Genomic DNA, 24,126 nt, shown 5'->3' on the forward strand with positions numbered 1-24,126 from the left:
CATCCGTCCTACGCTGGAACCATGAGCGACGACTACTGCGGCACCCGAGCGGACCCGGCCCCCACCGACGAGGGGCCGCCGTTCGCCGAGTGCGTCCTGTGCCGGAAGCCGACGGAGTACCCGGAGTCGTACAAGGGGATCACCCTGTGCCCCGTCTGCGAGTGGCAGGAGGCACAGCGCATGGCCTGTTCGGGCTGACCGGTCGCAGCTCGACGCCGTACCCGCGCCCCTCCGCGGACGTACCGGCACCCGCGGATGAACCGATCTTCCGCCTGGCAGACTGGAGGGCGTGAGCAGCGACCCCACCGCAGTTGATCCGGCCCCCGCGGGCGACAGCCCCTTCCGTTCCGAGCGCACCGCACGTGACGAGGCACCTCAGTTCGTGCTGCCCCTGGTCGTACGCATCGAGAAGGCCGCGCCCCCGGCCCGTACCGACGCTCTGGAGACCGCGGCCCGCGCCGTGCTGACCATCCTCAGCGACGAGCGGTCGCTCGGGGAGGGCGAGGGCGAGGGCGAGTGGGCGCAGGCGATCCGCGACTGGCAGGACGCCCGGATCCGCAAGGTCGTACGGCGGGCGCGCGGCGCCGAGTGGCGGCGGGCCGGGGAACTGCCGGGGATCACGGTGACCGGGAAGTCCGCCGAGGTGCGCGTCTTTCCGCCGATCCCGCTGGACGGCTGGCCCAAGGAGCTCGCCAAGCTCCAGGTCTCCGGCACCGACCTCGACGACCCCGAGCCGCCGGCGGACGCCGACCTGACAGCGCCCGTGCTGTGGTTCAACCCCGACCTCGACATGTCGGCCGGCAAGTCGATGGCGCAGGCGGGCCACGGCGCCCAACTCGCCTGGTGGGAACTGTCCGACGAGGAGCGCACGGCCTGGCGCGACGCCGGCTTCCCACTCGCCGTCCGCACCGCGGACCCGGCCCGCTGGCGTGAACTCACCACCTCCGGGATCCCGTTGGTCCGCGACGCGGGTTTCACGGAGATCGCGCCCGGGCTGACTGTTGCAGTCGACGATCCGCGCATCGGCCTGCCGCGCCCGCAGCGACCGTGACCGGCCGCCCCAGCGCCGCAGACGGGAAGAGCCCCGCCCCTCCACGGCGGAGAAGGCGAAGGGAGAACGCCGGAACCCGTCCGTCCAGAGGTTCGTGATCCTCCGGCGGGACGGCACCCGGCAAGGCGCCGTGCCGGCGTGGGGCGCCCGCTCAGTTCACGAGAACCCCTCGCCCGGGAGTGACAAGCAGATCCGAGAGTGCGCAAAGGGCGAGCCCGCGCAGAGGCAACCGGCCTCCACGCGGGCTCAGTCGGGGCTCGGTCCCGGTTGCCCGCCCTACCCGATGACGGAGCACCTCGGCACCCCACCGGTACCGGGTCGGGTCGCGTTCTCATGATCGACGGCGTGCCGGTGGCATCCGCCGGGCCGCCGACGGATCATCCGCGGTTCCGCAGTCTCCGTAAGTGTCTGCGGGCCTTCCGCGCCGCTCTGCGGGCGAGGGACGGCCGGGGCTTCGCCGACGGCATCACCCGCCGGCTTCCGGACCAGTCCGGCACGGTGACCACGTACGCCTCGTCGGGGATACCCGTCCGCCGGTCGCGGAAATGCGGATAGGCGAGGTGCATTCTGCCCGCCCTGCCGTGAGGGACAACTTCCGGCACCGTCTTGGCGTGGATGAATTCCAGTAGGCTCTTCAACGAATCCAGCCTGCCCAAGGCAACACAGGTGAGAACCAGCCGCTCCCCGACCTTTATCCGGTCGGCGACACCCTTGGTCCAGTACGCCGCGGCCATCGGAGCGGCCAGGTCCATTTTGTGCCGCTGCTCTTCCTCCGGCCGTTTCAGCATGCCGACCCCGAATTGCTGCAGCAGCCCGACCGTGAAGGGTCTGACCATCAGCTGATCGCGCTCGGCGCCCGGCGGCACGAGCCTCCCGATCAGAACCATCAGCGCGTGGATCGCCTCGAAGCGCCCCGTATAGCTGCCTCTTTGGGTCGCGTGCTTTCCGTCGTCGCGGCCCACAAGGTAGTAGCAGACGTAGTCGGCGACGACGGACACGCCTTTGCCGCTCAGATACGCCTCCATCGTGAAGAGCGCGTCCTCGCCGGTGGCGAGGTCCTCGTCGAATCTGAGGCCCAGTCGCAGGATCAGTTCCCGCCGGAACAGCTTCTGAGCGCTCAGCGTGAAGATGACCTTGGAAGTGTAGACGTCAGCGCGCTCCTGCGTCTGGGTGAACATCGACCTCGGGACGCCGCGGTTGACTCCCTCCATCTTGCCGAGCACCACATCCGTGCCGGCGCGGTCGGCCATCGCGACCATCCGCTCCAGGGCTTCGTCCCCCAGATAGTCGTCGGCATCCAGAAAGAAGACGTAACGGCCGCGAGCCAATCCCAGGCCGACGTTGCGCGGCCCGCTGGGACCACCGGAGTTGGCCTGCCGCAGCACCCTGGTAGGCACCTTCGACACGGCGGCGAACTGCTCAAGGTACTCACCGGTGCCGTCGCTCGACCCGTCGTCGACGGCCACGATCTCAATTCGGTCTGCGCCCAGCGTCTGCGTCTCGACCGATTCCAGACAGCGGACGAGATAGGGCATGGCTTCATAGGCGCCGACGACAACTGTGACGTCGGGCACAGGTTTGCTATTCATTAAACGGCAAGACAAGCGAAGGTAAACGAAGGTTGTCCGGAATTACATGATCCGGTTATCGTGACCGGTAGGAGACCTTCCGATTGGCATCGACCCGTACAGGAATCTCCGCGGAGGGGAATGCTGGCTGACGGAATTCGATACCGCCGCCATAACCCTCGGGACTGATGCATTTTCAGCCGCCGAGATGGCCTGATCGCGTGATTGCCTGGTTGCGTGTTTGCGTGGCGATACAGGCGGTTGAACCGAGGGGGAACGAGGAGCACGGCCCCGGTCGGCCAAGGTTCTCGAGCCTGGACGAGGCGCTGCGCCTACTGGGCCGCGCCCCGGAGACGTGGCCGGTGCGGAGCCGCCCATGCCGAACGAGCCGAAGCCGTGCGCCAAGCCGGAGTCGAGGCCGGACCATTGATCGCTGATCGCTGATCGCAAAGAGGTTTGAGTGGACGTTGAACAACACATCCGCCCCGCACGTACCTCTTGGCGCTGGCCAAGTACAGACACCCAACGAACAGTTGGGTTCCCGGGAGGCTCAATATGCGGCGTATCAACGGTACCGTCCTCGTCTTTGCGGCACTAGTCGCCACCGTCGGCGCGCTCGCGTTCCCCGTATGGTCGTACGCGGATCGCTCAGGCACCGGACAGGCGAACGTGGCGGCGGGCACCGTGAACACCCAGTGGGGTCCGCTGACCGCCCAGGACCGCGATCTGATCGTCCGCGTACGACTCGCCGGTCTGTGGGAGCTGCCCGCGGGCCAGCAGGCGCTCGAACGCGCGCCCTCGCAGGCGATCAAGGACGTGGCCGACCACCTCATCGTCGGCCACACCGACCTCGACAAGCGGGTCCGGATCGTCGCGGCCCAGCTCGGCGTCGCACTGCCGAACCAGCCGAACGAACTGCAGACCGGCTGGCTCAAGGAGATGACCGCGGCGAGCGGCGCGGACTACGAGTACAAGTTCGTGAACCTGTTGCGGGCCGCGCACGGAACCATCTTCCCGGCCATCGGCACCGTCCGGAACACCACGCGGAACACCCTGGTGCGCCAGCTGGCCTCGGACGCCAACCAGACCGTGCTCGACCACATCACGATGCTGGAGAAGACCGGGCTGGTCGACTTCGACGCCATCGCCAACACCGCGGCGAACGCGACCACCGCCAGCCCGACCGGCCCCCCGCCGCCGGTGCCCGGCCAGCTGGCACCCTCCGTACCGGCCGCCGAGGCAACCGGCGACGTCTCGACCACGTCCCAGCCCTCCCCCGGCGAGCCGGGCGCGGTCAACACCGGCCGACCGGAGCCGGTGGATTCTGACGGCGTACTGGGCTAGGGCCTGTCCGGCGGATCATGCCGCAGACGCGGGGTTTGGCACGCCCATCTGCGGCGTTGTCGTCGGTCGCCGACGCTCCGCGTCGACTCCCTCCTCCGCCTTGCAGCTGCACGCACCAAACCCCGCTCACCAGCGCTGAGCAGTTGCCGCCGATTTCCTGCGTCCTGATCCGCCGGACAGGCCCTAACCACCGCCCGCTGGACCCTCCCGGCGTCCGGACTCGAACCTCAAATGTTGCTCTGAACGTGACGAGCGCGAGGTTCGGAACCGGACGCCGGGGCCATACCCCCCTCACGCCGGAACAGCGGACCGTCGAAGCAGACGGACACCGCCGATCCCGGTGAGGCCGTGCACGCGGGGTGAAGGAGGGGACGATGGAGCGACTGGGGACGGGCATCGGATGGCGGCCGGAGATAGCGGACGCCGTGGAACGCATGCCGGGCATCGACTGGGTCGAGGCCGTGGCCGAGAACCTCTGCCCCGGGCATCTCCCCGAGTCGCTGCTGCGCCTGCGCGAACGCGGGGTCACGGTGATCCCGCATGGTGTCTCCCTCGGCCTCGGCGGCGCGGACCGGCCCGACGAGGCACGCCTCACGGCTCTGGCCGAACGGGCCGAGGCGCTGGCCTCGCCGCTCGTCACCGAGCACATCGCCTTCGTCCGCGCGGGCGGGCCCCTGACGGCCTCCGCGCACCTGGAGGCGGGCCACCTGCTGCCGGTCCCCCGGACCCGGGACGCGCTGGACGTCCTGTGCGAGAACATCCGCATCGCGCAGGACGCGCTGCCCGTTCCCCTCGCGGTGGAGAACATCGCCGCGCTGCTCTCCTGGCCCGGCGAGGAGATGACGGAAGGCCAGTTCCTCTACGACCTCGTCGACCGCACCGGCGTACGCCTCCTCATCGACGTCGCCAACCTGCACACCAACCACGTCAACCGCGGCGAGGACCCCGTCAAGGCCCTCGACGAACTCCCCGTCGAGGCCATCGCCTACGTCCATGTCGCCGGCGGTTTCGAACGGGACGGCGTCTGGCACGACAGCCACGCCCACCCCGTCCCGCAGCCGGTCCTCGACATCCTGTCCGAGCTCGTCTCCCGGGTGACCCCGCCGGGCATCCTGCTGGAACGGGACGAGAACTTCCCCGAGCCCGGGGAGCTGGAGCGGGAGTTGGAAGCGATTCGCGGGACGCTGGAGAAGGCCGGGGCCGCCGTGGAAACGGTGGGACCCACCTTGCGCACACCCGTCTCGCCCGACTCACCCGTCTCACCCGTCGGGACCGAGACCGACCCCGCCCGCCAGCACCTCGCCCTCGCGCAGACCGCGCTGCTCTCCGCCCTCGTCGCGGGAACCCCCGTGCCCGAGGGGTTCGACCGCGTACGGCTCGGGGTGCAGGCGCGGGCGCTGGCCGCCAAGCGGGCCGATGTCGTGGCGAAGGTCGCGGCGGAGCTGCCGGAGATCCTGGCGGCGGCATACCGGCCCGCGTTCCTCGCGTACGCACAGGGGCATCCGATGGCTGGCGGCTATCGGCGCGACGCCCTGGACTTCGCCGAGCACCTGCTCCTGGCGGGCCGCCCGGAGGACCCGGAGACCCGGCGGCGGCTGCGCTACTGGTGGCTGGAGCGCTCGGGCCCGGCCCCGCTGTCGGGGCACCCCGCGGCCCGCTTCGCCCGCGCCACCCGCCGGGTGCTGCTGCGCCGCTGAGTACGCGCACTGCGACCGCGCAGCATCACTGCGAAGTGTGCGCGGGTTAACACGGACGTCCGTGAAGGTGATGTGCGCGCCGCGTTTCACCACTTTTGAGATGGTCTGACGTACGACCAAACCACCACATCCAACACTTTCCTCGCACCCCCCAACCCTGTCCTCCTGCACGGCAGTTGGCTCGGCACCCGCAGTAGCATGCCAATCTGCACGCGGAACGCACTTATGTGTGGTGCCGCAACAGGAGGCACCATGCGATCCATCAACCGCACCGGATTGATCAGTGGAACAGGGCTCATCGTCACGGCCCTCACGGCCACCGTGGCAGCACTGGCCTTCCCGATCTGGTCGTACGCGGACCGCTCCGGAACCGACCTGGCCACCTTGAACGCCGAGACCGTGTCGACGCAGTTCGGTCCGTTGTCGGCGCAGGACCGGGACTTCATCACCAAGGTCCGGCTGGCCGGGCTGTGGGAGCTGCCCGCAGGTCAGCAGGCCGAGGAGCGCGGCACCACCCAGGCCGTACGGACCGCCGGGGAGCACCTCATCGCGGGCCACGCGTTCCTCGACGCCCGCGTCCGCAACGTCGCGGCGCGCCTCGGCCTCGAACTGCCCAACCAGCCGACCGACCAGCAGCGCCAGTGGCTGACCACGCTCGACGAGGCACAGGGCGTGACGTACGACCGCGAGTTCGTGAACATCCTCCGGGCGGCCCACGGCAAGGTCTTCACGCTCGTCGCCCAGGTCCGCGCGAACACCCGCAACTCCCTGGTGCGCGACCTCGCCGACGATGCGAACACCACCGTGCTCGACCACATCAAGGTCCTGGAAGCCACCGGATACGTCGACTTCGACGCCCTCGCCCAGGACGCGGCCACCGCCGCCCCGCCCCCGACCACCATCTCCCCGGCCCCGCCCAACCCCACGCAGTCCCCGAACTCACCGATCCCGGTGGTCCCGTCGCCGGGCTACACCCTCCCCCCGGCCGTCTCACGCGACGAAACGTCCTCAAGTCCCTAGGTCGGGTCCGGCCCCGCGAGCGGAAAGCGGAGCATCACATACCCGCAACGCTCCGTCCATCATGTGAATAGGCCATGGCGCTCGCCCGGTTCATCGCATAGAAAAATGCCATGCTCTGGGTACTTCTCCTGCTCCTGGCCTGGGCCGCGGCCGGCACCGCCTGCATACGCCTGTGCCTGGCGGCCCTCCGCACGGCGGCCTTCGACGCGAAGGCGGCCCGCGCTCACAGCCTCACGCTGTATGAGGCGGCGTTCCTGTCCGGCGGCCCTGCCCGGGTCGCCGAGCTGACCCTGGTGTCGATGGCCCGCCAGCGCCGACTCCTGCTCGCGCACACCGGCTGGGCGACCGTCGTGGACCCGCGTGGGCACGACGAGATGGAGCGCTCGGTGATCGGAGCGATCGGCCCGGAGGGACAGTCCCGGATAGCGCCCGTGCGGGCGACCGCGGCCGCCGCGGATTCCGTACACCGCCTCGCCGACCGCCTGGTGGCCGCGGGCCTCGCCGTGCCCGACGGCGAGCGCGGCACCGTCGCCGGCGCCGTACGCCAGGTCCAGGCCGCCGCGGCAGCAGTTTTCGTCCTGGGCGCCGTGGCCCTGCTGATGCCCTCCCAGGCTCCGGCGGCCGAGTACGAAGTACCGGTGGCCGTCTGGTTCGCACTGCCGTTCACCCTCACGCTGAGCTGCCTCGCGATCGCCCGTATCGAGGTGCACCCCTACTCGCGCTGGGCGTCCCCGGCCGGGCAGCGCCTGCTCGGCACCCTCGCGCGGCACCCGGACAGCACGGGCGACGACCGTACGTACCTCACCTCCGTCGCCGTCCGCGGCATCCGCGCGATCGGCGAGCCGGACCTGCGCGCGGCCTTCACCCACCGCGACCGAAACCCGGAACAAAGGGGCTGACAGGCGCGCCGGGGGGCGCATCGGGGTCATTGGAGCCGACACTGCGGCCCGGTCCTTTACTTCACCAACCGCCGAACGAAACATCCCCTTTGTCGCTGTCGTGCGCTGAAGGGATACGCGATGAGAGCTGCCGTCCTCTACGGAACCGCAGGATCCTTGCTCCTGTCCGCCCTCGTCACCGTCCCCGCGGGCGGCGAATCGCGCTGGCCCGGCGACCCTCTGGGGTCCGGGGCCGACACGCGCGGCACCGCGGTCGCCGCCGAGCGTGCCGCGGCCGCCGGTGTCCGCTTCGGCACCTGCTCCAAGGCGGAGGACCTCCCGGACAACGTCCGGTGCGGCACGGTCACCGTGCCCCTCGACTACGCGCACCCCGACGGCAAGCAGATCAAGCTGACCGTCAGCCGGGTGAAGGCCACCGGCAAGGACGCGAAGAACTCGAAGCGGAAGGTCCCGCGCCAGGGCGCCCTGGTCTACAACCCCGGCGGCCCGGGCGCCTCCAGCATGTACTTCCCGCTGATCGGGTTCCTCCCCGAGTGGAAGCCCCTCTCGGCGGCGTACGACCTCGTCGGCTACGCCCCGCGCGGAGTGGGTCGCAGCGCCCCGCTGTCCTGCCAGGACCCGAAGCAGCTCGGGAAGGGGCCCACGCAGTCGCCGACGTTCCCTTCGGAGTCGTACAAGAAGGAGCGCATCGCGGAGGCAAAGGCGTACGCGCGCGGCTGTGTCGAGCGCTCCGGCAAGGCCGTCCGGCACTACACCTCGCTCAACAACGCGCGTGACCTCGACGTGCTGCGGGCCGCGCTGGGCGAGCGGCGGCTGACCTTCATGGGCGCTTCGTACGGCACGTACTTCGGTGCCCTGTACGCGACGCTCTTCCCCTCCCACGTGCGCCGGATGGTCTTCGACTCGGCGGTGAACCCCGACCCGGACCAGATCTGGTACCAGAACAACCTCGACCAGTCCGCCGCGTTCGAGATCCGCTGGGCGGACTTCCGGGCCTGGATCGCCCGGCACGACGGCGTGTACGGGCTCGGCGCCACGCCCGAAAAGGTACTGCACAGCTATGAGAAGGCGCGGGCGCAGCTGGCCGCCTCACCCGCGGGCGGCAAGGTGGGGCCCGGGCAGCTACAGGGCGCGTTCCTCCAGGCCGGGTACTACGACGACTACTGGCCCTACCGCGCCCAGGCCCTGTCCGCGTATCTGAACGGGGACCCGAAGCCGCTGATCGAGCAGGCGGGACCGTATCCGGAGGCGGCCGCCGAGCAGGAGAACGGCAACGCGGTCTACACGGCCGTCGAGTGCAACGACGCGCCCTGGCCGACCGACTGGCGCACCTGGGACCGCGACAACACGCGCCTCGCGCGCAAGGCGCCGTTCGAGACCTGGGACAACGTGTGGATGAACCTGCCCTGCGCCTACTGGCCCGTGCCGCGGCAGCAGCCCCTGGACGTACGGACGTTGCCCGGCGAGCTGCCGCCGACCCTGATCCTGGCGGCCGAGCGGGACGCGGCGACACCGTACGAGGGTGCGGTGGCGCTCCAGCGACGGCTGTCCGGCTCGGTCCTGGTGACCGAGAACGGCGCCGGGACACACGGGATCGGCGGCGGTCCCAACAAGTGTGTCAACGGCTACCTGGACGCCTATCTCCTTGAGGGCAGGCTCCCGGTGCGGCGCGCGGCGTGCGCACCGCACCCGGAGCCGAAGCCCGTGGCGCCGGGCAGTCGTTCGAAGGACCGGGAGAAGGACCTCGAGAAGGACGCCAAGAAGGCCTCCTGAAACCGTCCGGCGCTCCCGGTCCGCTCAGGCGAGGCCCGCGACCAGCTCGGAGATGTCCTTGCGGCGGCCGGTGTAGAAGGGGACCTCTTCGCGGACGTGCATCCGGGCCTCGGAGGCGCGCAGGAGGCGCATGAGGTCGACGATGCGGTACAGCTCGTCGGCCTCGAAGGCGAGGATCCACTCGTAGTCCCCGAGGGAGAACGAGGCGACCGTGTTGGCCCGCACGTCCGGGTAGCCGCGGGCCATCTTGCCGTGGTCGGCGAGCATGCGGCGACGGTCCTCGTCGGGCAGCAGATACCAGTCGTAGGAGCGCACGAACGGGTAGACGCTGACGTAGTCGCGCGGGTTCTCGTCGGCGAGGAAGGCCGGGATGTGCGAGCGGTTGAACTCGGCGGGGCGGTGCAGCGCCATGTTCGACCAGACCGGCTCCAAGGCGCGGCCCAGCCTGGTGCGGCGGAAGAGGTTGTACGCCTCCTGTAGCTGGTCGGCGGTCTCGGCGTGCCACCAGATCATGAGGTCGGCGTCGGCGCGCAGCCCCGACACGTCGTACGTGCCGCGGATGGTCACGTCCTTCGCGGAGAGCTGGTCGAAGAGCTCCTGGACCTCGTCGGCGTAACCGGCCCGGTCCTCGGGCAGCACGTCCTTCAGCTTGAAGACGGACCACAGGGTGTAGCGGATGACCTCGTTGAGGTCCTTGGCCTTCTTGCCGGCGTTCGGAATCTTGGCGGGGGCGTCGTCACTCATGGGGCTATTCTCCCGCGCCGCCGTGCAGGCTCTGCACCGGGTTCGTGATCAGCGCGTCCAGTCCGCCGCGGTCTCCGCCGAGCCGGTCCACGGCGGCGTACGCGCTCGCGACGCACGCGGGGATGCCGACCCCGTCGTAGGCCGCGCCGCAGACGGCGAGTCCCGGCAGTTTGCCGACGTGTTCGCGGATGCGGGCCACGCGCGCGTGGTGCCCGACGGGGTACTGCGGCAGCCCGTCGTCCCAGCGGGTCACTCGGGTCGCGACCGGTGTGGCGTCCAGGCCGGTGGCCTCGCGCAGGTCGTGCCGGGACGCGTCCACGAGCTCGCCGTCCTCCCGCCCGAGCACCTCCGTCTCGCCGTAACGGCCCACCGAGGTCCGCAGGACGAGCAGGTCGGGGTTCTCGTCCGCGATCCAGCCCCACTTCCGGGAGGCGAAGGTGGCGGCCTTGATGGTGTGCCCGTCGACAGGCGGCACGAGAAAACCGCTCCCTTCGGGGAGGGCGATTTCGCTGCGCCGGTAGGCGAGGGTGATCAGCGCCATGGAGGCGTACTCCACGGTGGCCAGCTCGGCTGCCGCGGCGGGCGCCTCGGCGCGCAGCAGGGCGGCGGCAGTGGGGGCGGGCAGCGCGAGGACCACGGCGTCGGCCTGGAGGACCTGGCCTCCGGCGACGACGCGCCAGCCGCTGTGTGCCTCCCGGCGCAGCTCCGTCACCGGTGCCCCGGTGACGATCTCGGCGCCCCGCGCGCGGACGGACTCCGCGACCGCGAGCGGCAGTTGGCCGATGCCTCCCCTGATGCCCATGAAGACCGGTCCCGCCTGCTGGTTCCGGGCGGCCTTGGCCTGGATCTCGCGGACGGCCTCCGTCAGGGAGTCATGGGTCCGGGCCGCCTCGAAGAGCTGGGGAACCGCGGAGCGCAGGGAGATGCGGTAGGCGTCGCCCGCGTAGACACCACCCAGGAGGGGCTCGACCAGACGGTCGACCACTTCGCGGCCGAGGCGGGCGGCCACGAACTCCCCCACCGCCACGTCGTCGCCGACCTCCGTGCGGGGCAGCTCGGCATCCCGCTCGATACGCCGCAGGCCCTCGTCGGAGAGGACGCCGGAGAGGGCGGAGGCGGTGCCGGGGACGCCCATGACATGCCCCTTGGGCATGGGGTGCAGGGCGCCGCGGGTCCAGAGCGAGGCCGTCGCGGTGGCGGGCGGCTGGAGATGGTCCGCGAGCCCCACCTCGCGGGCCAGGGTGACCCCCTCGGGGCGGCGCGCGAGCATCGACTCCGCGCCCAGATCGACACGCGCGCCCGCGATCTCGCCGGGCAGCAGCTTGCCGCCGACGCGGTCCGAGGCCTCCAGGACGGTCACGCGCACGCCTCGGTCCAGAAGTCGGTGGGCGGCGGCCAGCCCCGCGATCCCGCCCCCGATGACAACGACGTGTCCCGTACCCATACCGGTGTCCTGTGCGCGCATGCCTCCACTTTCGCAGACCCCACTGACACTCCCACCAGCCCCCGGTGTCCTCCACGAGTCCTGACCGTGACCGCATCGGGACCGGATCCCCCCAACGTCGCACCCACTCCGGGCGTCGAAGGAGCGTCAGTCGTCACGACCCTCGGGGGGATGCCCACATGCGTACACGAAGCTCCGCACGACCCATACGGCCCGCACGACCCGCTCATCTCCTGGCCGGGATTCTTCTTGCCGCCGCCCTCGCGCTCACCGGCTGCTCAGGCGCCGATGACAGCGGCATGTCCAGCGACTCCGCCGCCGGCGCACAGGACAAGCCCGCGGTCCAGGAGGGCGCCGCGGGCGCCGATGCGAGCAAGAGCGGGGCCCAGGCCCCCAGTCAGGCCCCGGACCTCACCGCGAACCGGATCATCCGCACCGCCTCGCTGACCGTGCAGGTCAAGGACGTACCCGACGCCCTGGACCAGGCGCGCACCACCACGGCGAACGCGGGCGGCTTCGTCGGCAACGAGACCACCACCCGGGACGAGAAGGGCAACGAGCGCACCCGCGTCGTCCTGCGTGTGCCCACCGAGCGGTACGACGAGGTGCTCGCCGACATGGAAGGCACCGGCAAGCTCCTGGAACGTACGGCCAAGGCGCAGGACGTCACGGACCAGGTCGTCGACGTGGAGAGCCGCATCAAGACGCAGCGGGCCAGCGTGGCCCGGATCCGCGAGCTGATGGACCAGGCCACCAAGCTCAGCGATGTGGTCACCCTGGAGGACGAGTTGAGCACCCGGCAGGCCGACCTTGAGTCGCTGCTCGCCCAACAGGCCTCCCTGGCGGACCGCACCAGCCTGGCCACCATCACCCTGACCCTCTCCGAGACCCCGGTGAAGCAGGCGGAGAAGGACGACGATCCGGGCTTCGTCGACGCGCTCACGGGCGGCTGGAGCGCGTTCGTCACGATGCTGCGCTGGATCGCCGTGGCGTTCGGCGCGATCCTCCCGTTCGCGGCGGGCGCCGCGCTGCTCCTCGCGCTGTGGGCGCTGTGGGTACGTCTCCTGCGCACCCGGCTGCCGCGCCGCCCGGCCCCGGCTGCGGCCTCCGCGGCCGGCACGCTGCCGGTCGCCCCGTCCGTCCGGGAGCGCGAGGAGGGGCGCGAACAGGACTGAAATGCCGCGTCCCCGTAGCGTGTTCGTATGAGCATGAACCGTACGAGCGGTACCACCGGCGGGGCGAAAGAGCGACTGGTCGTGATCGGCGGTGACGCGGCGGGCATGTCCGCCGCGTCGCAGGCGCGCCGGCTGCGGGGGCCGGACGAGCTGGAGATCGTGGCGTTCGAACGGGGGCACTTCACCTCGTACTCTGCCTGCGGCATCCCGTACTGGGTGGGCGGTGACGTCGCCGAACGTGACGAACTGATCGCCCGGACGCCCGAGGAACACCGGGAGCGCGACATCGACCTGCGGATGCGTACGGAGGTCACCGAGATCGACGTCGCGGGCGCCCGGGTCCGCTCCCTCGACCTCGAATCGGGGGCCGAGGAGTGGACGCCGTACGACAAACTCGTGATCGCGACCGGCGCGCGCCCGATCCGTCCCGACCTGCCGGGCGCCGACGCGCCGGGCGTGCACGGCGTGCAGACCCTGGACGACGGACAGGCGCTCCTCGACACGCTGGCCGCGACGGAGGGCCGCCACGCGGTGGTCGTCGGCGCGGGCTACATCGGCGTGGAGATGGCGGAGGCGCTGATCAACCGCGGGTACGAGGTGACGGTCGTCAACCGCGGCAAGGAGCCGATGTCCACGCTCGACCCCGACATGGGCCGGATCGTGCACACGGCCATGGAGGGCCTGGGCATCACCATGGTGAACGACGCCAAGGTCACCAAGGTGCTCACCGGCGAGGACGGGCGGGTACGGGCGATCGCGACGGAGGACGCGGAGTATCCGGCGGACGTGGTCGTGCTCGGCATCGGCGTACGCCCCGAGACGACGCTCGCCCGGGCCGCCGGGCTACCCCTCGGGGACCACGGCGGGCTGCTGACCGACCTGGCGATGCGGGTGCGCGGGCACGAGGACATCTGGGCGGGCGGCGACTGTGTCGAGGTGCTCGACCTGGTCTCGGGCCGCGAACGGCACATCCCGCTGGGCACGCACGCCAACAAGCACGGACAGGTCATCGGCGCCAACGTGGGCGGCGGTTACGGCACCTTCCCCGGTGTCGTCGGCACGGCGGTGAGCAAGGTCTGTGACCTGGAGATCGCCCGCACCGGGCTGCGCGAGAAGGACGCGCGCAGGGCCGGCCTACAGTTCGAGACCGTCACCATCGAGTCGACGAGCCGCGCGGGCTACTACCCCGGCGCGGACCTCATGACCGTGAAGATGCTCGCCGAGCGCCGCACCGGACGGCTGCTCGGCGTGCAGATCGTCGGACGGGAGGGCGCCGCGAAGCGCGTCGACATCGCCGCGGTGGCGCTGACGGCGGGCATGACCGTGGAGCAGATGACAGCTCTTGACCTGGGCTACGCGCCGCCGTTCTCACCGGTGTGGGACCCCATCCTGGTGGCGGCGCGCAAGGCGGTCGCGGCGGTACGCACGCGTGGCGCGTGATCCCACGACCCCTTCCCCAGGGGCTCGCGCTACGCCGTCTCGTGCCCGGGCACCGTCGACCCGTTGCCGTTGATCCGGTCTATGGCCTGTCGGGCCTGCTCGGCGGGCGGCCGCCCGGGCAGCGAGGAGACGGAGGCCGCGGAGGCGACGGCCGCCGGCTGCGCCGTGGGCGGTTTCGCGTGCGTGGCGGCGGCCCGGGCGGAGCGCAGCCGGTGGCTGACGGCCTCGTCGAGGGTCACCGAACGTTGCATCCGGGCCGCGAGCCGGCCGGCCTCCTGGCCGAGCGCGGCAACATCTTCCCAGGGCAGGTGCAGCACCAGGGCGATCTCCGCCTCGCCGTCGGGCAGGGCATGGATCGGAGGATTAACTCGGTCGTTCATCGCCTGTGTCCTCACGTCTTCCTCGCGCGACGTCTTCGTCGCGTTTCGGGCGGTTGAGGAGACATACGCACGGGGCTGCGGAGGCGTTCAGCGCCGTGGGGACGCACTGCCCCGGCCACACCAACGCGCCCCCGCCGACGCGCGGATTCCCCCGCCCCATCGGGGGCAGTACTTCCTTGTGGTCATCCCCGTCCATGACGTGAACCCGGTACGGCGCACGCCCTATGTGACGTACGCGCTGATCGCCGCCAACGTGCTCGTCTTCCTCGTCACACCCGGCACAGCCGGTTCCGTGTCGGGTGACAGCGGCGTGGCTCAGCTCTGCCATCTGCAGGCGTTCCTGGACCACTACGCCGTGGTGCCGCGGGAGTTGATCCACCACCGGATGCCCGGCCTGGTGCCCACCGGCGAGACCGGCGTCGGCCCGCAGGGCGCCGGCTGTGTGGTGGCCCCGCCGGACTACGACAAGTCACCGGCGCTGTCGGTGTTGACGGCGATGTTCCTGCACGGCAGTTGGCTGCACCTGCTGGGCAACATGCTGTTTCTGCTGATCTTCGGCAACAACATCGAGGACCGCCTGGGGCATCTGCGGTTCACGCTGTTCTACGTGGTCTGCGGCTACGCGGCGGCGTACGGCTTCGCGTACCTGAACGACGACTCGGGCGACCCGCTGATCGGCGCCTCCGGAGCGATCGCCGGGGTGCTGGGCGCGTACCTGGTGCTCTATCCGAAGGCCAGGGTGTGGGTCCTGGTCCCGTTCCTGGTCTTCCTGCCGCTGCGGCTGCCCGCGTGGATGGTGCTGGGCTTCTGGTTCGCGCTCCAGGCTGTGTACTCGTCGGGCAAGGGAGTCTCCGACGCCGGAACAGTGGCGTACGCGGCGCATGTGGTCGGCTTCCTCGCCGGGATGCTGCTGGCCTGGCCGCTGCGCGCGGGCACCCCGGCCCCGCCGGAGCCGCGCCGCCTGCTGTGGGGCAGACAGGCGCGGCACATCTAGGACTCAGCGCACGGTGTGCGTGTGCACGTACTCCACGAGCCGGGTCAGCGCGTCCGGGTCGGTGTTCGGGGGGACGCCGTGGCCGAGGTTGAAGACATGGCCTTCGAGACCCGCGGCCGCGTCCAGCACCTCGCGGGTCTTCGTCTCCACGGCCTCCGTCGAGGAGAACAGGACGGCAGGGTCGAGGTTGCCCTGAAGGGCCTTGCCGGGGCCGACGCGTGTGGCGGCCACGTCGAGCGGGACACGCCAGTCGACGCCGACGACGTCCGCGCCCGCCTCGCCCATGAGGCCGAGCAGCTCACCGGTGCCGACGCCGAAGTGGATGCGCGGAACGCCGTACGACGCCACCGCCTCGAAGACCTTCGTGGACGCCGGCATCACCGAGCGCCGGTAGTCGGCGGGTGCCAGGGCGCCGACCCAGGAGTCGAAGAGCTGGACGGCGCTGGCGCCTGCCTCGATCTGCACCTTCAGGAAGGCGGAGGTGATCTCGGCGAGACGGTCGAGCAGGTCGGCCCACAGCTGCGGGTCGCCGTACATGAGCGCCTTGGTGTGCTCGTGGTTCTTGGACGGTCCGCCCTCCACGAGGTAACTCGCGAGGGTGAAGGGCGCGCCCGCGAAACCAATGAGGGGGGTCGAGCCGAGCTCCGCCGTGAGCAGACCGATCGCCTCGGTGACGTACCACACGTCCTCGGGGGTCAGATCGCGCAGCTGGGCCAGGTCGGCCCGGGTGCGGATCGGCTTCTCGACGACCGGGCCGACGCCCGGCTTGATGTCGAGGTCGATGCCGATGGCCTTCAGGGGTACGACGATGTCGCTGAAGTAGATCGCCGCGTCGACGTGGTGCCGGCGCACCGGCTGGAGGGTGATCTCGGCGACCAGGTCGGGGCGCATACAGGAGTCGAGCATGGCGACGCCCTCGCGCACCTTGAGGTACTCGGGCAGTGAGCGGCCGGCCTGCCGCATGAACCACACCGGCGTGTGCGGCACGGGTTCGCGCCTGCACGCCTTGAGGAAGGCGGATTCGTCGGTGGCTCGCGGCTGCTGCCCGTCCGGGCGGTCGTTGGCACTCACGACGGAAAGTCTCGCACGCCCGGCCGACAGTCAAGTCCCGGGCACCCGGTGCCGGACAGGCCTCGAGAGCCCCGTGGAGCCCCCGGCAGCAGCGCTCACGAAGGCGTGTTCGTGCGGCGCGATCCGGACAGTGGTCCCACGCACGGGTGTCTCTCCCTGCGCGAAGGCTCCGTTCCCCTTAATCTTCCCCGCATGGCTGCGGCTCAGGGACGACTGTCGGACGGCGCTGGCGGAATGGACGACTCGAAGGAGGGGAACCGAGATGCGATGGCGACGGCTCCGCCGCCCTTCCGGGCCGCCGTCGACGCGCTGAAGGGCGCGCGGCTGCGGCCGGAGATCGAGATCGACCCGACGCCTGCGCCGAAGCGTCTGGCCCCCTACGCGCACGCGCTGGAAGCGGCGGTGGTCGCCGCCGACGAGGATCTGGCCGACGGCCGCCTGGTGCTGCTGCACGACCCCGCGGGGCACGACGCCTGGCAGGGCACCTTCCGCCTGGTGACCCTGGTCCGCGCGGAGCTGGAGCCGGAGATGGCCGCCGACCCGCTGCTTCCCGACGTCTGCTGGTCGTGGCTGACCGGCGCGCTCCAGGCCCGCGGTCTGTCGTACGGGGAACCGAGCGGCACCGTCACGCGCGCGAGTTCGCACTACTTCGGCGGCCTCGCGGAGCGCCCCGCCGCCTCCCAGATCGAGATCCGGGCGTCCTGGACGCCGCGGGAGGGCATGGGCGGCGTGCCGGACGCGGCCGCGCATCTCGCCGCCTGGTGCGATCTGCTGTGCCAGGTCGCCGGGCTTCCGCCGGTGACACCGGACGAGACGTCGGTGGTCAGCCTGCCGCAGCGCCGGGGGCCGCAGTCCCGCTGAGTACGCGGTCCGGTTCGGCGCACGTCCGGTTCAGCGCGCCGTCCTGCTTGCGTGCACAGGCCGGTTCAGCGCCCCGTCCTGCTTGAGTGCACGGTCCCGTTCAACATGTGATCCCGTTCCGCGCACGGTCCGGTTCAACGTGTGGTCCCGATCCGCGCACAGTTCACGATGCTTCTTTGTCGATACGCCCACTTTCGGGCGCGTATTGACGAGGAATGACGTCGAGCGACTCGGTTCGATCTTCGGATGATCGATCGCGTGTCCGAATTGCACGGATTGTTACTCACCAAATCGTGATCATTCTCTAAAGGCGGACGGGTTTGATGCCGAAGACGTCTGTGACCTTGAAAGCACGGTTCGTCCCGGCTTCATCCCCACAGCCGGTACCGTCCCGCACCCCCAGGAGGCCTGGTGTCCGTTCTCCTCGAGCAGCCCGCAAGCCTGGTCGCCTACCGCCCGAACAAGCCGACTGCCATGGTGGTCGTGGCCGACCCCCGGGTCCGCTCCACCGTCACCCGCCATCTGTGGGCGCTCGGAGTGCGCGACGTCATCGAGGCGTCGTCGATCGCGGAGGCCCGTCCCAGAATCGGCAATCCACGCGACATCTGCGTCGCCGATGTCCATCTGCCCGACGGCAGCGGGCTCACCCTGCTGTCCGAGACCCGTGCGGCGGGCTGGCCCAACGGCCTCGCCCTCTCCGCCGCCGATGACATCGGCGCCGTACGCAACGCCCTCGCGGGCGGCGTCAAGGGCTACGTCGTCACCGGCACCCGTAACAACGTCGGGCTCCCCACCCGGCCCGGCGTCGCGCCGATCGGTTCGGCCGCCGCCCGGATGCACCGCCGCCCCCCGGGTTCCCCGAGCCATCCGGGCGGCTACCGCGAGCTCTCCGGACGCGAGGTCGAGGTGCTTCGGCTGGTCGCGGAGGGCCAGTCGAACAAGGCCATCGGCGTCTCGATGGGCCTGTCCGCACTGACCGTCAAGAGCCACCTCGCCCGTATCGCCCGCAAGCTCGGCACGGGCGACCGCGCCGGGATGGTGGCGGTGGCCCTGCGCACGGGAATCATCCACTGACCCACACCGCTCACCACTGAACCGGAGCTTTCCCTCACCTGGCCGGTTCACGACCCCGGCGCCCGCCGACTGGACATCAGTCGGCGGGCGCTTCCACGAATGGCTCAACGGGATCCGGTGGAACCAGATCTCCTCGTACGCCGTTTCGGCGCCCTTCTCGTACGGGATCCCGGCGGTCGATCGGGGTATGCGGTACGTGGCGCGGCCGCCGGAATCCGGGACTCCACGGTGGTCAGGAGCCTTCGGCCGGGGCGACGCTCCGTGGCCGGGCAGGCGTCGTGGGAGCCCGATCGCGGCACGCCGGGGACCCCGGACAAGAAGCACCTGGCGGACATGAGATCCACTTGAGCAGCGTTTTCGCAGGTAAACCGACCAATGACTGGAAGATGCAGGTCAGCCGCTCGAACATCCCGATACCCTTGACACGTGACCGACGCCCAAGAGACCGCAGAAGACAGCTCACTGCGAACCACCGGAGGCGCCCCTCCGGACGACGTCGAACCGGCGCCGATCCCTTTGCTTGAGCCCCGCGACGGCATTCCGCCCGTCGTCACCGACGATGCCTCGCTCGCCGAGGTGATCGCCGCTTTCGCCGCCGGATCCGGCCCCGTCGCCGTCGACGCCGAACGTGCGTCCGGATACCGGTACGGTCAGCGCGCCTACCTGGTACAACTGCGCCGCGAGGGCGCCGGCACCGCGCTGATCGACCCCGTGGCCTGTCCTGATCTGTCGGGTTTCGGCGAGGCGATCTCCGGTGTGGAGTGGGTGCTGCACGCCGCCACCCAGGACCTGCCGTGTCTCCGTGAGATAGGCATGATCCCCTCCCGTCTCTTCGACACCGAGCTGGCCGGCCGGCTCGCCGGGTTCCCCCGGGTGGGCCTCGGCGCCATGGTCGAGAGCGTGCTCGGCTTCGTACTGGAGAAGGGGCATTCCGCGGTCGACTGGTCGACACGTCCGCTGCCGGACCCGTGGCTGCGGTATGCCGCCCTGGACGTGGAGCTCCTTGTCGACCTGCGCGACGCGCTGGAGAAGGAGCTGGACCGGCAGGGCAAACTGGAGTGGGCCTGGCAGGAGTTCGACGCGATCGCGCAGGCCGATCCCGCACCGCCGCGCAAGGATCCCTGGCGCCGTACGTCCGGGATGCACAAGGTGCGCCGGCGCCGGCAGATGGCGGTCGTACGGGAGCTGTGGGAGACCCGGGACCGGGTCGCGCAGCGCCGGGACATCTCGCCGGGCAAGGTGCTCGGGGACGCGGCGATCGTCGAGGCAGCGCTGGCCCTGCCCGCCAATGTGCACGCCCTGGCCGCACTGAACGGCTTCGGGCACCGCATGGGACGCCGTCAGCTGGAGCAGTGGCAGGCAGCCGTCGACCGCGCGAAGGAGCTGCCGGACTCGGAGCTGCCGCAGCCTGGCCAGCCGGTGACCGGCCCCCCGCCGCCGCGCGCCTGGGCCGACAAGGACCCGGCCGCCGCGGCCCGGCTCTCCGCCGCTCGCGCCGAGGTGTCGGCGCTCGCCGAGCAGCTGAACATGCCCCAGGAGAACCTGATCACTCCGGACACCGTGCGGCGGGTGTGCTGGGAGCCGCCGGCGGTGCCGGACGCGGAGTCCGTGGCCGCGGCGCTCGCCGGCTTCGGGGCGCGGCCCTGGCAGGTCGAGCAGGTCACCCCGGTGCTCGTGGCGGCGCTCACTCCTGCCAAGGCCTGACGGCTTCGGCAGGAGGACGGTCAAGGTCGGGCGTGGGACCCACCCGCGCCGGCCCGGATCGCCTCCGGCCCGAACGGCGACACATCGCGACGTCGAGATCACGCCAAGATCATCGGGCGAAAACGGAGCGGTGGAGGGTGCGGAAGTCGGTGTAGACCGTGACGTCCCGGGCTCGTCGGCACCGCTCACGCGCCCGTCCCGGATGTGACCTTCGCCGCTCCCGCCTCCGGGACTGGGCAGCATGGTTACCCGCAAGTAGCATGAGGGGTGAGCGCGCGCTCAGGGCGTGTGTGTCGCGCAGCAGTGCCATCCCGCATCTGGAGGAGAGCCATCGTGCCTCGTACCGTCAGGGACGTCGTCTTCGTCGACGGCGTCCGCACCCCGTTCGGCAAGGCGGGCCCGAAGGGCATCTACCACGAGACCCGCGCGGATGATCTCGTCGTGAAGGCCATTCGGGAGCTGCTGCGCCGCAACCCCGGGCTCGACCCCAAGAAGATCGACGAGGTCGCCATCGCCGCGACCACGCAGATCGGTGACCAGGGTCTGACGCTCGGCCGCACGGCCGGCATCCTCGCCGGGCTCCCCCAGTCGGTCCCGGGCTATTCCATCGACCGCATGTGTGCGGGCGCGCTGACCGCCGTCACCGCCACGGCCGGTTCGATCGCCTTCGGTGCGTACGACGCCGTCATCGCCGGTGGTGTCGAGCACATGGGCCGCCACCCGATGGGCGAGGGCGTGGACCCGAACCCGCGGTTCGTCAGCGAGAAGCTGGTCGACGAGTCCGCCCTGTTCATGGGCATGACCGCCGAGAACCTGCACGACCGCTACCCGCACATCACCAAGCTGCGCGCCGACGAGTACGCCGTGCGCTCGCAGGAGAAGGCCGCGAAGGCGTACGCCAACGGCAAGATCCAGCAGGACCTGGTGCCGATCTCGGTGCGCAACACCAACCCGGAGGTCGGTGAGACGGGCTGGGGCCTGGTCACCGCCGACGAGCCGATGCGCCCGGGGACCACGCTGGAGAACCTGGCCGGTCTGAAGACGCCGTTCCGCGTGCACGGCCGGGTCACCGCGGGTAACGCCGCCGGTCTGAACGACGGCGCCACCGCGTCGATCATCGCGTCCGAGGACTTCGCGCGCGAGAACAACCTGCCGGTCAGGATGCGCCTGGTCTCGTACGCCTTCGCGGGCGTCGAGCCCGAGGTGATGGGCTACGGCCCGATCCCGGCGACCGAGAAGGCCCTCGCCAAGGCCGGTCTGTCCATCGAGGACATCAACCTCTTCGAGATCAACGAGGCCTTCGCCATCCAGGTCCTCGCGTTCCTGGACCACTACGGCATCGCCGACGACGACGCGCGCGTCAACCAGTACGGCGGCGCCATCGCGTACGGCCACCCGCTGGCCTCCTCCGGCGTCCGTCTGATGACGCAGCTGGCCCGCCAGTTCGAGGAGCAGCCGGACGTCCGCTACGGCCTGACCACCATGTGTGTCGGCTTCGGCATGGGCGCCACGGTCATCTGGGAGAACCCGCACTTCGAGTCCGCCGGAGGCAGCAAGTGAGCACCGCTGAGCTTTTGAAGGGTGCGGCCGAGCTGTTCCCTGACGAGGTCGTGACCTCGGCGAACGTACGCCACCTCGACCTGCCGTTCGGCGCCGGGCGCTTCGCGCTCATCACGCTCGACAACGGCTTCGACCACACCAAGCCGACCACGTTCGGCCCCGCCTCGCTGGCGAAGCTCGACCTCGCCATCGACCAGGTGGAGGCGGAGGCCGCGGCCGGCGAGATCGTCGGTGTCGGCGTCACCGGCAAGCCGTTCATCTTCGCGGTCGGCGCGGACCTCAAGGGCGTGGAGCTCCTCAAGAACCACGACGACGCGCTCGCCATCGGCAAGGGCGGCCACGAGGTCTTCAAGCGGCTCGCGGCGCTGGCCGTCCCGACCTTCGCGTACTACAACGGCGCGGCGATGGGCGGTGGCGTCGAGGTCGGTCTGCACTGCGCGTACCGGACCGTCTCCAAGGCGCTCCCCGCGTTCTCACTCCCCGAGGTCTTCCTCGGTCTGGTCCCGGGCTGGGGCGGCTGCACGCTGCTCCCGAACCTGATCGGCGCCGAGCGCGCGGTGAGCGTCATCGTCGAGAACTCGCTCAACCAGAACAAGCAGCTCAGGGGCCAGCAGGTCTTCGACCTCGGCATCGCCGACGCCATCTTCGAGGGCGCCGACTTCCTGGAGCAGTCGCTGATCTGGACGGCGTCCGTCCTCAAGGGCTCCCTCACGGTCGAGCGTCCGGAGATCGACCGCGGCGAGGCCTGGGACCAGGCCGTCGCCAAGGGCCGCTTCGTCGCCGACAGCAAGGTGCACGGGACGGCGCCGGCCGCGTACCGCGCGCTGGAGATCATCGCCGGGGCCAAGGACGGTGACCTTCAGAAGGGTTACGACGCCGAGGACGTGGCGCTGGCCGACCTGATCATGGGCGGCGAACTGCGCTCCGGCATCTACGCCTTCAACCTGGTCCAGAAGCGCGGCAAGCGCCCGGCGGGCGCCCCGGACAAGTCCCTGGCCCGCCCGGTCACCAAGGTCGGTGTCGTGGGCGCGGGCCTGATGGCCTCGCAGCTCGCCCTGCTCTTCCTGCGCCGCCTGGAGGTGCCGGTCGTGCTGACCGACATCGACCAGGAGCGCGTCGACAAGGGTGTGGGCTACGTCCACGCCGAGATCGACAAGCTGCTGCTGAAGTCCCGGATCAACCAGGACAAGGCCAACCGCCTCAAGGCCCTGGTCACCGGTGTGCTGGACAAGGCCGAGGGCTTCTCCGACGCCGACTTCATCATCGAGGCCGTCTTCGAGGAGATCGGCGTCAAGCAGCAGGTGTTCGCGGAGGTCGAGGCGGTCGCTCCGGCGCACGCGATCCTCGCCACCAACACCTCCTCCCTCTCGGTGACGGAGATGGCGTCGAAGCTGAAGAACCCCGAGCGGGTCGTCGGCTTCCACTTCTTCAACCCGGTCGCGATCCTGCCGCTCCTGGAGATCGTCCGCGGCGAGCAGACGGACGACGCCTCCCTGGCCACGGCCTTCGGTGTCGCCAAGAAGCTCAAGAAGACCGCGGTGCTGGTGAAGGACGCCCCGGCGTTCGTCGTCAACCGCATCCTCACCCGGTTCATGGGCGAGATCCAGAACGTCATCGACGAGGGCACGCCGGTCGAGGTCGCGGAGAAGGCGGTGGAGCCCCTGGGCCTGCCGATGTCTCCCCTCGTCCTCCTCGAGCTGGTCGGCCCGGCCATCGGTCTGCACGTCTCGGAGACCCTCAACCGAGCCTTCCCCGACCGCTACACGGTCTCCCCGAACCTCGCGGCCGTCGTCAAGGCGGGCAAGCGCGGCTTCTACGTGTACGGCAGCGGGAAGCCCGAGCTCGACCCCGAGGTCGCGGCGCTGCTGAAGCAGGGCGATGTCGTCCTGACCGAGGAGCAGGTCCGCGACCGCGTCCTCGGCGCCGTCGCCCAGGAGATCGGGCTCATGCTCGACGAGGGTGTCGTCGCCGAGGCACAGGACATCGACCTCTGCCTGATCACGGGTGCGGGGTGGCCCTTCCACCTGGGCGGCATCACTCCGTACCTGGACCGTGAAGGTGTTTCGGAGCGGGTGAACGGGAAGCGGTTCCTGGCGCAGGGCGTGGCCAGCGTCCCCGCGTAAGCGGATCCCGTACGCAAGGTGCCCGGCACGCCAACTGGTGTGCCGGGCACCGGTGTTTGCACCGCCCACATCCGCCTGCTCTGCCGCCACCCCTGCGCTGCCGACCACGCCGAGCCGTGATCGGTCCATCTGTGGATGATTTGTGATCGGAACACCCCTGGAGGGCGATACCTTCATAGGTAAGATCTCCACAGGATCTGACCA

20 protein-coding genes are annotated in these 24,126 nt (G+C 70.5%); 15 read left to right on the forward strand and 5 right to left on the reverse strand.

The features are described 5' to 3' along the window. The first annotated feature begins 21 nt into the window (after window positions 1-21). Window positions 22-198, forward strand: a complete 177-nt coding sequence (locus ACIPC1_RS21540) for a hypothetical protein (protein WP_384392360.1) — start codon at window positions 22-24, stop codon at window positions 196-198. 91 nt (window positions 199-289) lie between these two features. Beyond that, complete coding sequence (locus ACIPC1_RS21545; RefSeq protein ID WP_402519147.1) at window positions 290-1,051, forward strand: peptidyl-tRNA hydrolase; 762 nt, start codon at window positions 290-292, stop codon at window positions 1,049-1,051. Between the two features lie 377 nt (window positions 1,052-1,428). On the opposite strand, the gene ACIPC1_RS21550 is transcribed toward ACIPC1_RS21545, so the two are convergent. Continuing rightward, window positions 1,429-2,640: a glycosyltransferase family 2 protein gene (locus ACIPC1_RS21550; RefSeq protein ID WP_402519545.1), complete on the reverse strand. Its 1,212-nt coding sequence runs from the start codon at window positions 2,638-2,640 to the stop codon at window positions 1,429-1,431. 534 nt (window positions 2,641-3,174) lie between these two features. Between ACIPC1_RS21550 and ACIPC1_RS21555 the strand changes: the two genes are divergently transcribed. The 5 genes from ACIPC1_RS21555 (at window position 3,175) to ACIPC1_RS21575 (ending at window position 9,352) form a co-directional block, all read left to right on the forward strand. Next, window positions 3,175-3,963, forward strand: coding sequence for a DUF4142 domain-containing protein (locus tag ACIPC1_RS21555; RefSeq protein ID WP_402519148.1), 789 nt, complete (start codon window positions 3,175-3,177; stop codon window positions 3,961-3,963). Between the two features lie 374 nt (window positions 3,964-4,337). Continuing rightward, window positions 4,338-5,660, forward strand: coding sequence for a DUF692 domain-containing protein (locus ACIPC1_RS21560; protein WP_402519149.1), 1,323 nt, complete (start codon window positions 4,338-4,340; stop codon window positions 5,658-5,660). A gap of 252 nt (window positions 5,661-5,912) precedes the next feature. Next, complete coding sequence (locus tag ACIPC1_RS21565; RefSeq protein WP_402519150.1) at window positions 5,913-6,680, forward strand: DUF4142 domain-containing protein; 768 nt, start codon at window positions 5,913-5,915, stop codon at window positions 6,678-6,680. Window positions 6,681-6,790: 110 nt separating this feature from the next. Beyond that, the gene (locus ACIPC1_RS21570) at window positions 6,791-7,579 is read left to right on the forward strand and encodes a TIGR04222 domain-containing membrane protein (protein ID WP_402519151.1); all 789 of its coding nucleotides are present in this window, start codon (window positions 6,791-6,793) and stop codon (window positions 7,577-7,579) included. Between the two features lie 120 nt (window positions 7,580-7,699). Next, entirely contained in the window at window positions 7,700-9,352 is a 1,653-nt protein-coding gene (locus ACIPC1_RS21575) for an alpha/beta hydrolase (protein ID WP_402519153.1), read from the forward strand. Window positions 9,353-9,376: 24 nt separating this feature from the next. Here the strand turns inward: ACIPC1_RS21575 and hemQ are convergent, their stop codons facing one another. Further along, window positions 9,377-10,096, reverse strand: coding sequence for a hydrogen peroxide-dependent heme synthase (gene hemQ, locus ACIPC1_RS21580; RefSeq protein ID WP_384392339.1), 720 nt, complete (start codon window positions 10,094-10,096; stop codon window positions 9,377-9,379). A 4-nt stretch (window positions 10,097-10,100) separates the two neighbouring features. Then, window positions 10,101-11,561 (reverse strand): protoporphyrinogen oxidase, encoded by a 1,461-nt coding sequence (hemG, locus tag ACIPC1_RS21585; RefSeq protein ID WP_402519155.1) that lies wholly within the window; start codon window positions 11,559-11,561, stop codon window positions 10,101-10,103. Window positions 11,562-11,719: 158 nt separating this feature from the next. Between hemG and ACIPC1_RS21590 the strand changes: the two genes are divergently transcribed. Next, window positions 11,720-12,715 carry a DUF4349 domain-containing protein gene (locus ACIPC1_RS21590; protein ID WP_402519157.1) on the forward strand — a complete coding sequence of 332 codons (996 nt, stop codon included), beginning with the start codon at window positions 11,720-11,722 and terminating at the stop codon, window positions 12,713-12,715. 27 nt (window positions 12,716-12,742) lie between these two features. After that, entirely contained in the window at window positions 12,743-14,155 is a 1,413-nt protein-coding gene (locus ACIPC1_RS21595) for an FAD-dependent oxidoreductase (protein WP_402519159.1), read from the forward strand. 29 nt (window positions 14,156-14,184) lie between these two features. On the opposite strand, the gene ACIPC1_RS21600 is transcribed toward ACIPC1_RS21595, so the two are convergent. Continuing rightward, window positions 14,185-14,535 (reverse strand): hypothetical protein, encoded by a 351-nt coding sequence (locus tag ACIPC1_RS21600; protein ID WP_402519160.1) that lies wholly within the window; start codon window positions 14,533-14,535, stop codon window positions 14,185-14,187. A gap of 178 nt (window positions 14,536-14,713) precedes the next feature. On the opposite strand from ACIPC1_RS21600, the gene ACIPC1_RS21605 reads away from it, so the two are divergent. Further along, window positions 14,714-15,529, forward strand: coding sequence for a rhomboid family intramembrane serine protease (locus tag ACIPC1_RS21605; protein WP_402519161.1), 816 nt, complete (start codon window positions 14,714-14,716; stop codon window positions 15,527-15,529). A gap of 3 nt (window positions 15,530-15,532) precedes the next feature. Here the strand turns inward: ACIPC1_RS21605 and hemE are convergent, their stop codons facing one another. Next, window positions 15,533-16,600: a uroporphyrinogen decarboxylase gene (gene hemE, locus ACIPC1_RS21610; protein ID WP_402519163.1), complete on the reverse strand. Its 1,068-nt coding sequence runs from the start codon at window positions 16,598-16,600 to the stop codon at window positions 15,533-15,535. A 234-nt stretch (window positions 16,601-16,834) separates the two neighbouring features. Between hemE and ACIPC1_RS21615 the strand changes: the two genes are divergently transcribed. The 5 genes from ACIPC1_RS21615 to ACIPC1_RS21635 all read left to right on the forward strand — a co-directional run bounded on the left by ACIPC1_RS21615 (window position 16,835) and on the right by ACIPC1_RS21635 (window position 23,922). After that, window positions 16,835-17,461: a DUF3000 domain-containing protein gene (locus ACIPC1_RS21615; protein WP_402519548.1), complete on the forward strand. Its 627-nt coding sequence runs from the start codon at window positions 16,835-16,837 to the stop codon at window positions 17,459-17,461. A gap of 411 nt (window positions 17,462-17,872) precedes the next feature. Then, complete coding sequence (locus ACIPC1_RS21620) at window positions 17,873-18,535, forward strand: response regulator transcription factor (protein WP_365426447.1); 663 nt, start codon at window positions 17,873-17,875, stop codon at window positions 18,533-18,535. Window positions 18,536-18,961: 426 nt separating this feature from the next. Beyond that, window positions 18,962-20,239 (forward strand): ribonuclease D, encoded by a 1,278-nt coding sequence (locus ACIPC1_RS21625; protein ID WP_402519165.1) that lies wholly within the window; start codon window positions 18,962-18,964, stop codon window positions 20,237-20,239. 333 nt (window positions 20,240-20,572) lie between these two features. Next, on the forward strand, window positions 20,573-21,799 hold the full coding sequence (locus ACIPC1_RS21630) for a thiolase family protein (protein WP_402519167.1): 1,227 nt from the start codon (window positions 20,573-20,575) through the stop codon (window positions 21,797-21,799). Beyond that, window positions 21,796-23,922, forward strand: a complete 2,127-nt coding sequence (locus tag ACIPC1_RS21635; protein ID WP_402519169.1) for a 3-hydroxyacyl-CoA dehydrogenase NAD-binding domain-containing protein — start codon at window positions 21,796-21,798, stop codon at window positions 23,920-23,922. The genes ACIPC1_RS21630 and ACIPC1_RS21635 overlap by 4 nt, the downstream gene beginning before the upstream one ends. Window positions 23,923-24,126: the final 204 nt, after the last annotated feature.

The organism is Streptomyces sp. NPDC087263, assembly GCF_044744645.1.
Lineage (GTDB): Bacteria > Actinomycetota > Actinomycetes > Streptomycetales > Streptomycetaceae > Streptomyces.

What these genes read in the sequence shown, in the direction of transcription:
- ACIPC1_RS21540 (WP_384392360.1), top strand. Translation starts at nt 22, where the DNA reads ATGAGCGACGACTACTGCGGCACCCGAGCGGACCCGGCCCCCACCGAC.
- ACIPC1_RS21550 (WP_402519545.1), bottom strand. Translation starts at nt 2,640, where the DNA reads ATGAATAGCAAACCTGTGCCCGACGTCACAGTTGTCGTCGGCGCCTAT.
- ACIPC1_RS21555 (WP_402519148.1), top strand. Translation starts at nt 3,175, where the DNA reads ATGCGGCGTATCAACGGTACCGTCCTCGTCTTTGCGGCACTAGTCGCC.
- ACIPC1_RS21560 (WP_402519149.1), top strand. Translation starts at nt 4,338, where the DNA reads ATGGAGCGACTGGGGACGGGCATCGGATGGCGGCCGGAGATAGCGGAC.
- ACIPC1_RS21565 (WP_402519150.1), top strand. Translation starts at nt 5,913, where the DNA reads ATGCGATCCATCAACCGCACCGGATTGATCAGTGGAACAGGGCTCATC.
- ACIPC1_RS21570 (WP_402519151.1), top strand. Translation starts at nt 6,791, where the DNA reads ATGCTCTGGGTACTTCTCCTGCTCCTGGCCTGGGCCGCGGCCGGCACC.
- ACIPC1_RS21575 (WP_402519153.1), top strand. Translation starts at nt 7,700, where the DNA reads ATGAGAGCTGCCGTCCTCTACGGAACCGCAGGATCCTTGCTCCTGTCC.
- hemQ (WP_384392339.1), bottom strand. Translation starts at nt 10,096, where the DNA reads ATGAGTGACGACGCCCCCGCCAAGATTCCGAACGCCGGCAAGAAGGCC.
- hemG (WP_402519155.1), bottom strand. Translation starts at nt 11,561, where the DNA reads ATGCGCGCACAGGACACCGGTATGGGTACGGGACACGTCGTTGTCATC.
- ACIPC1_RS21590 (WP_402519157.1), top strand. Translation starts at nt 11,720, where the DNA reads ATGCGTACACGAAGCTCCGCACGACCCATACGGCCCGCACGACCCGCT.
- ACIPC1_RS21595 (WP_402519159.1), top strand. Translation starts at nt 12,743, where the DNA reads ATGAGCATGAACCGTACGAGCGGTACCACCGGCGGGGCGAAAGAGCGA.
- ACIPC1_RS21600 (WP_402519160.1), bottom strand. Translation starts at nt 14,535, where the DNA reads ATGAACGACCGAGTTAATCCTCCGATCCATGCCCTGCCCGACGGCGAG.
- ACIPC1_RS21615 (WP_402519548.1), top strand. Translation starts at nt 16,835, where the DNA reads ATGGACGACTCGAAGGAGGGGAACCGAGATGCGATGGCGACGGCTCCG.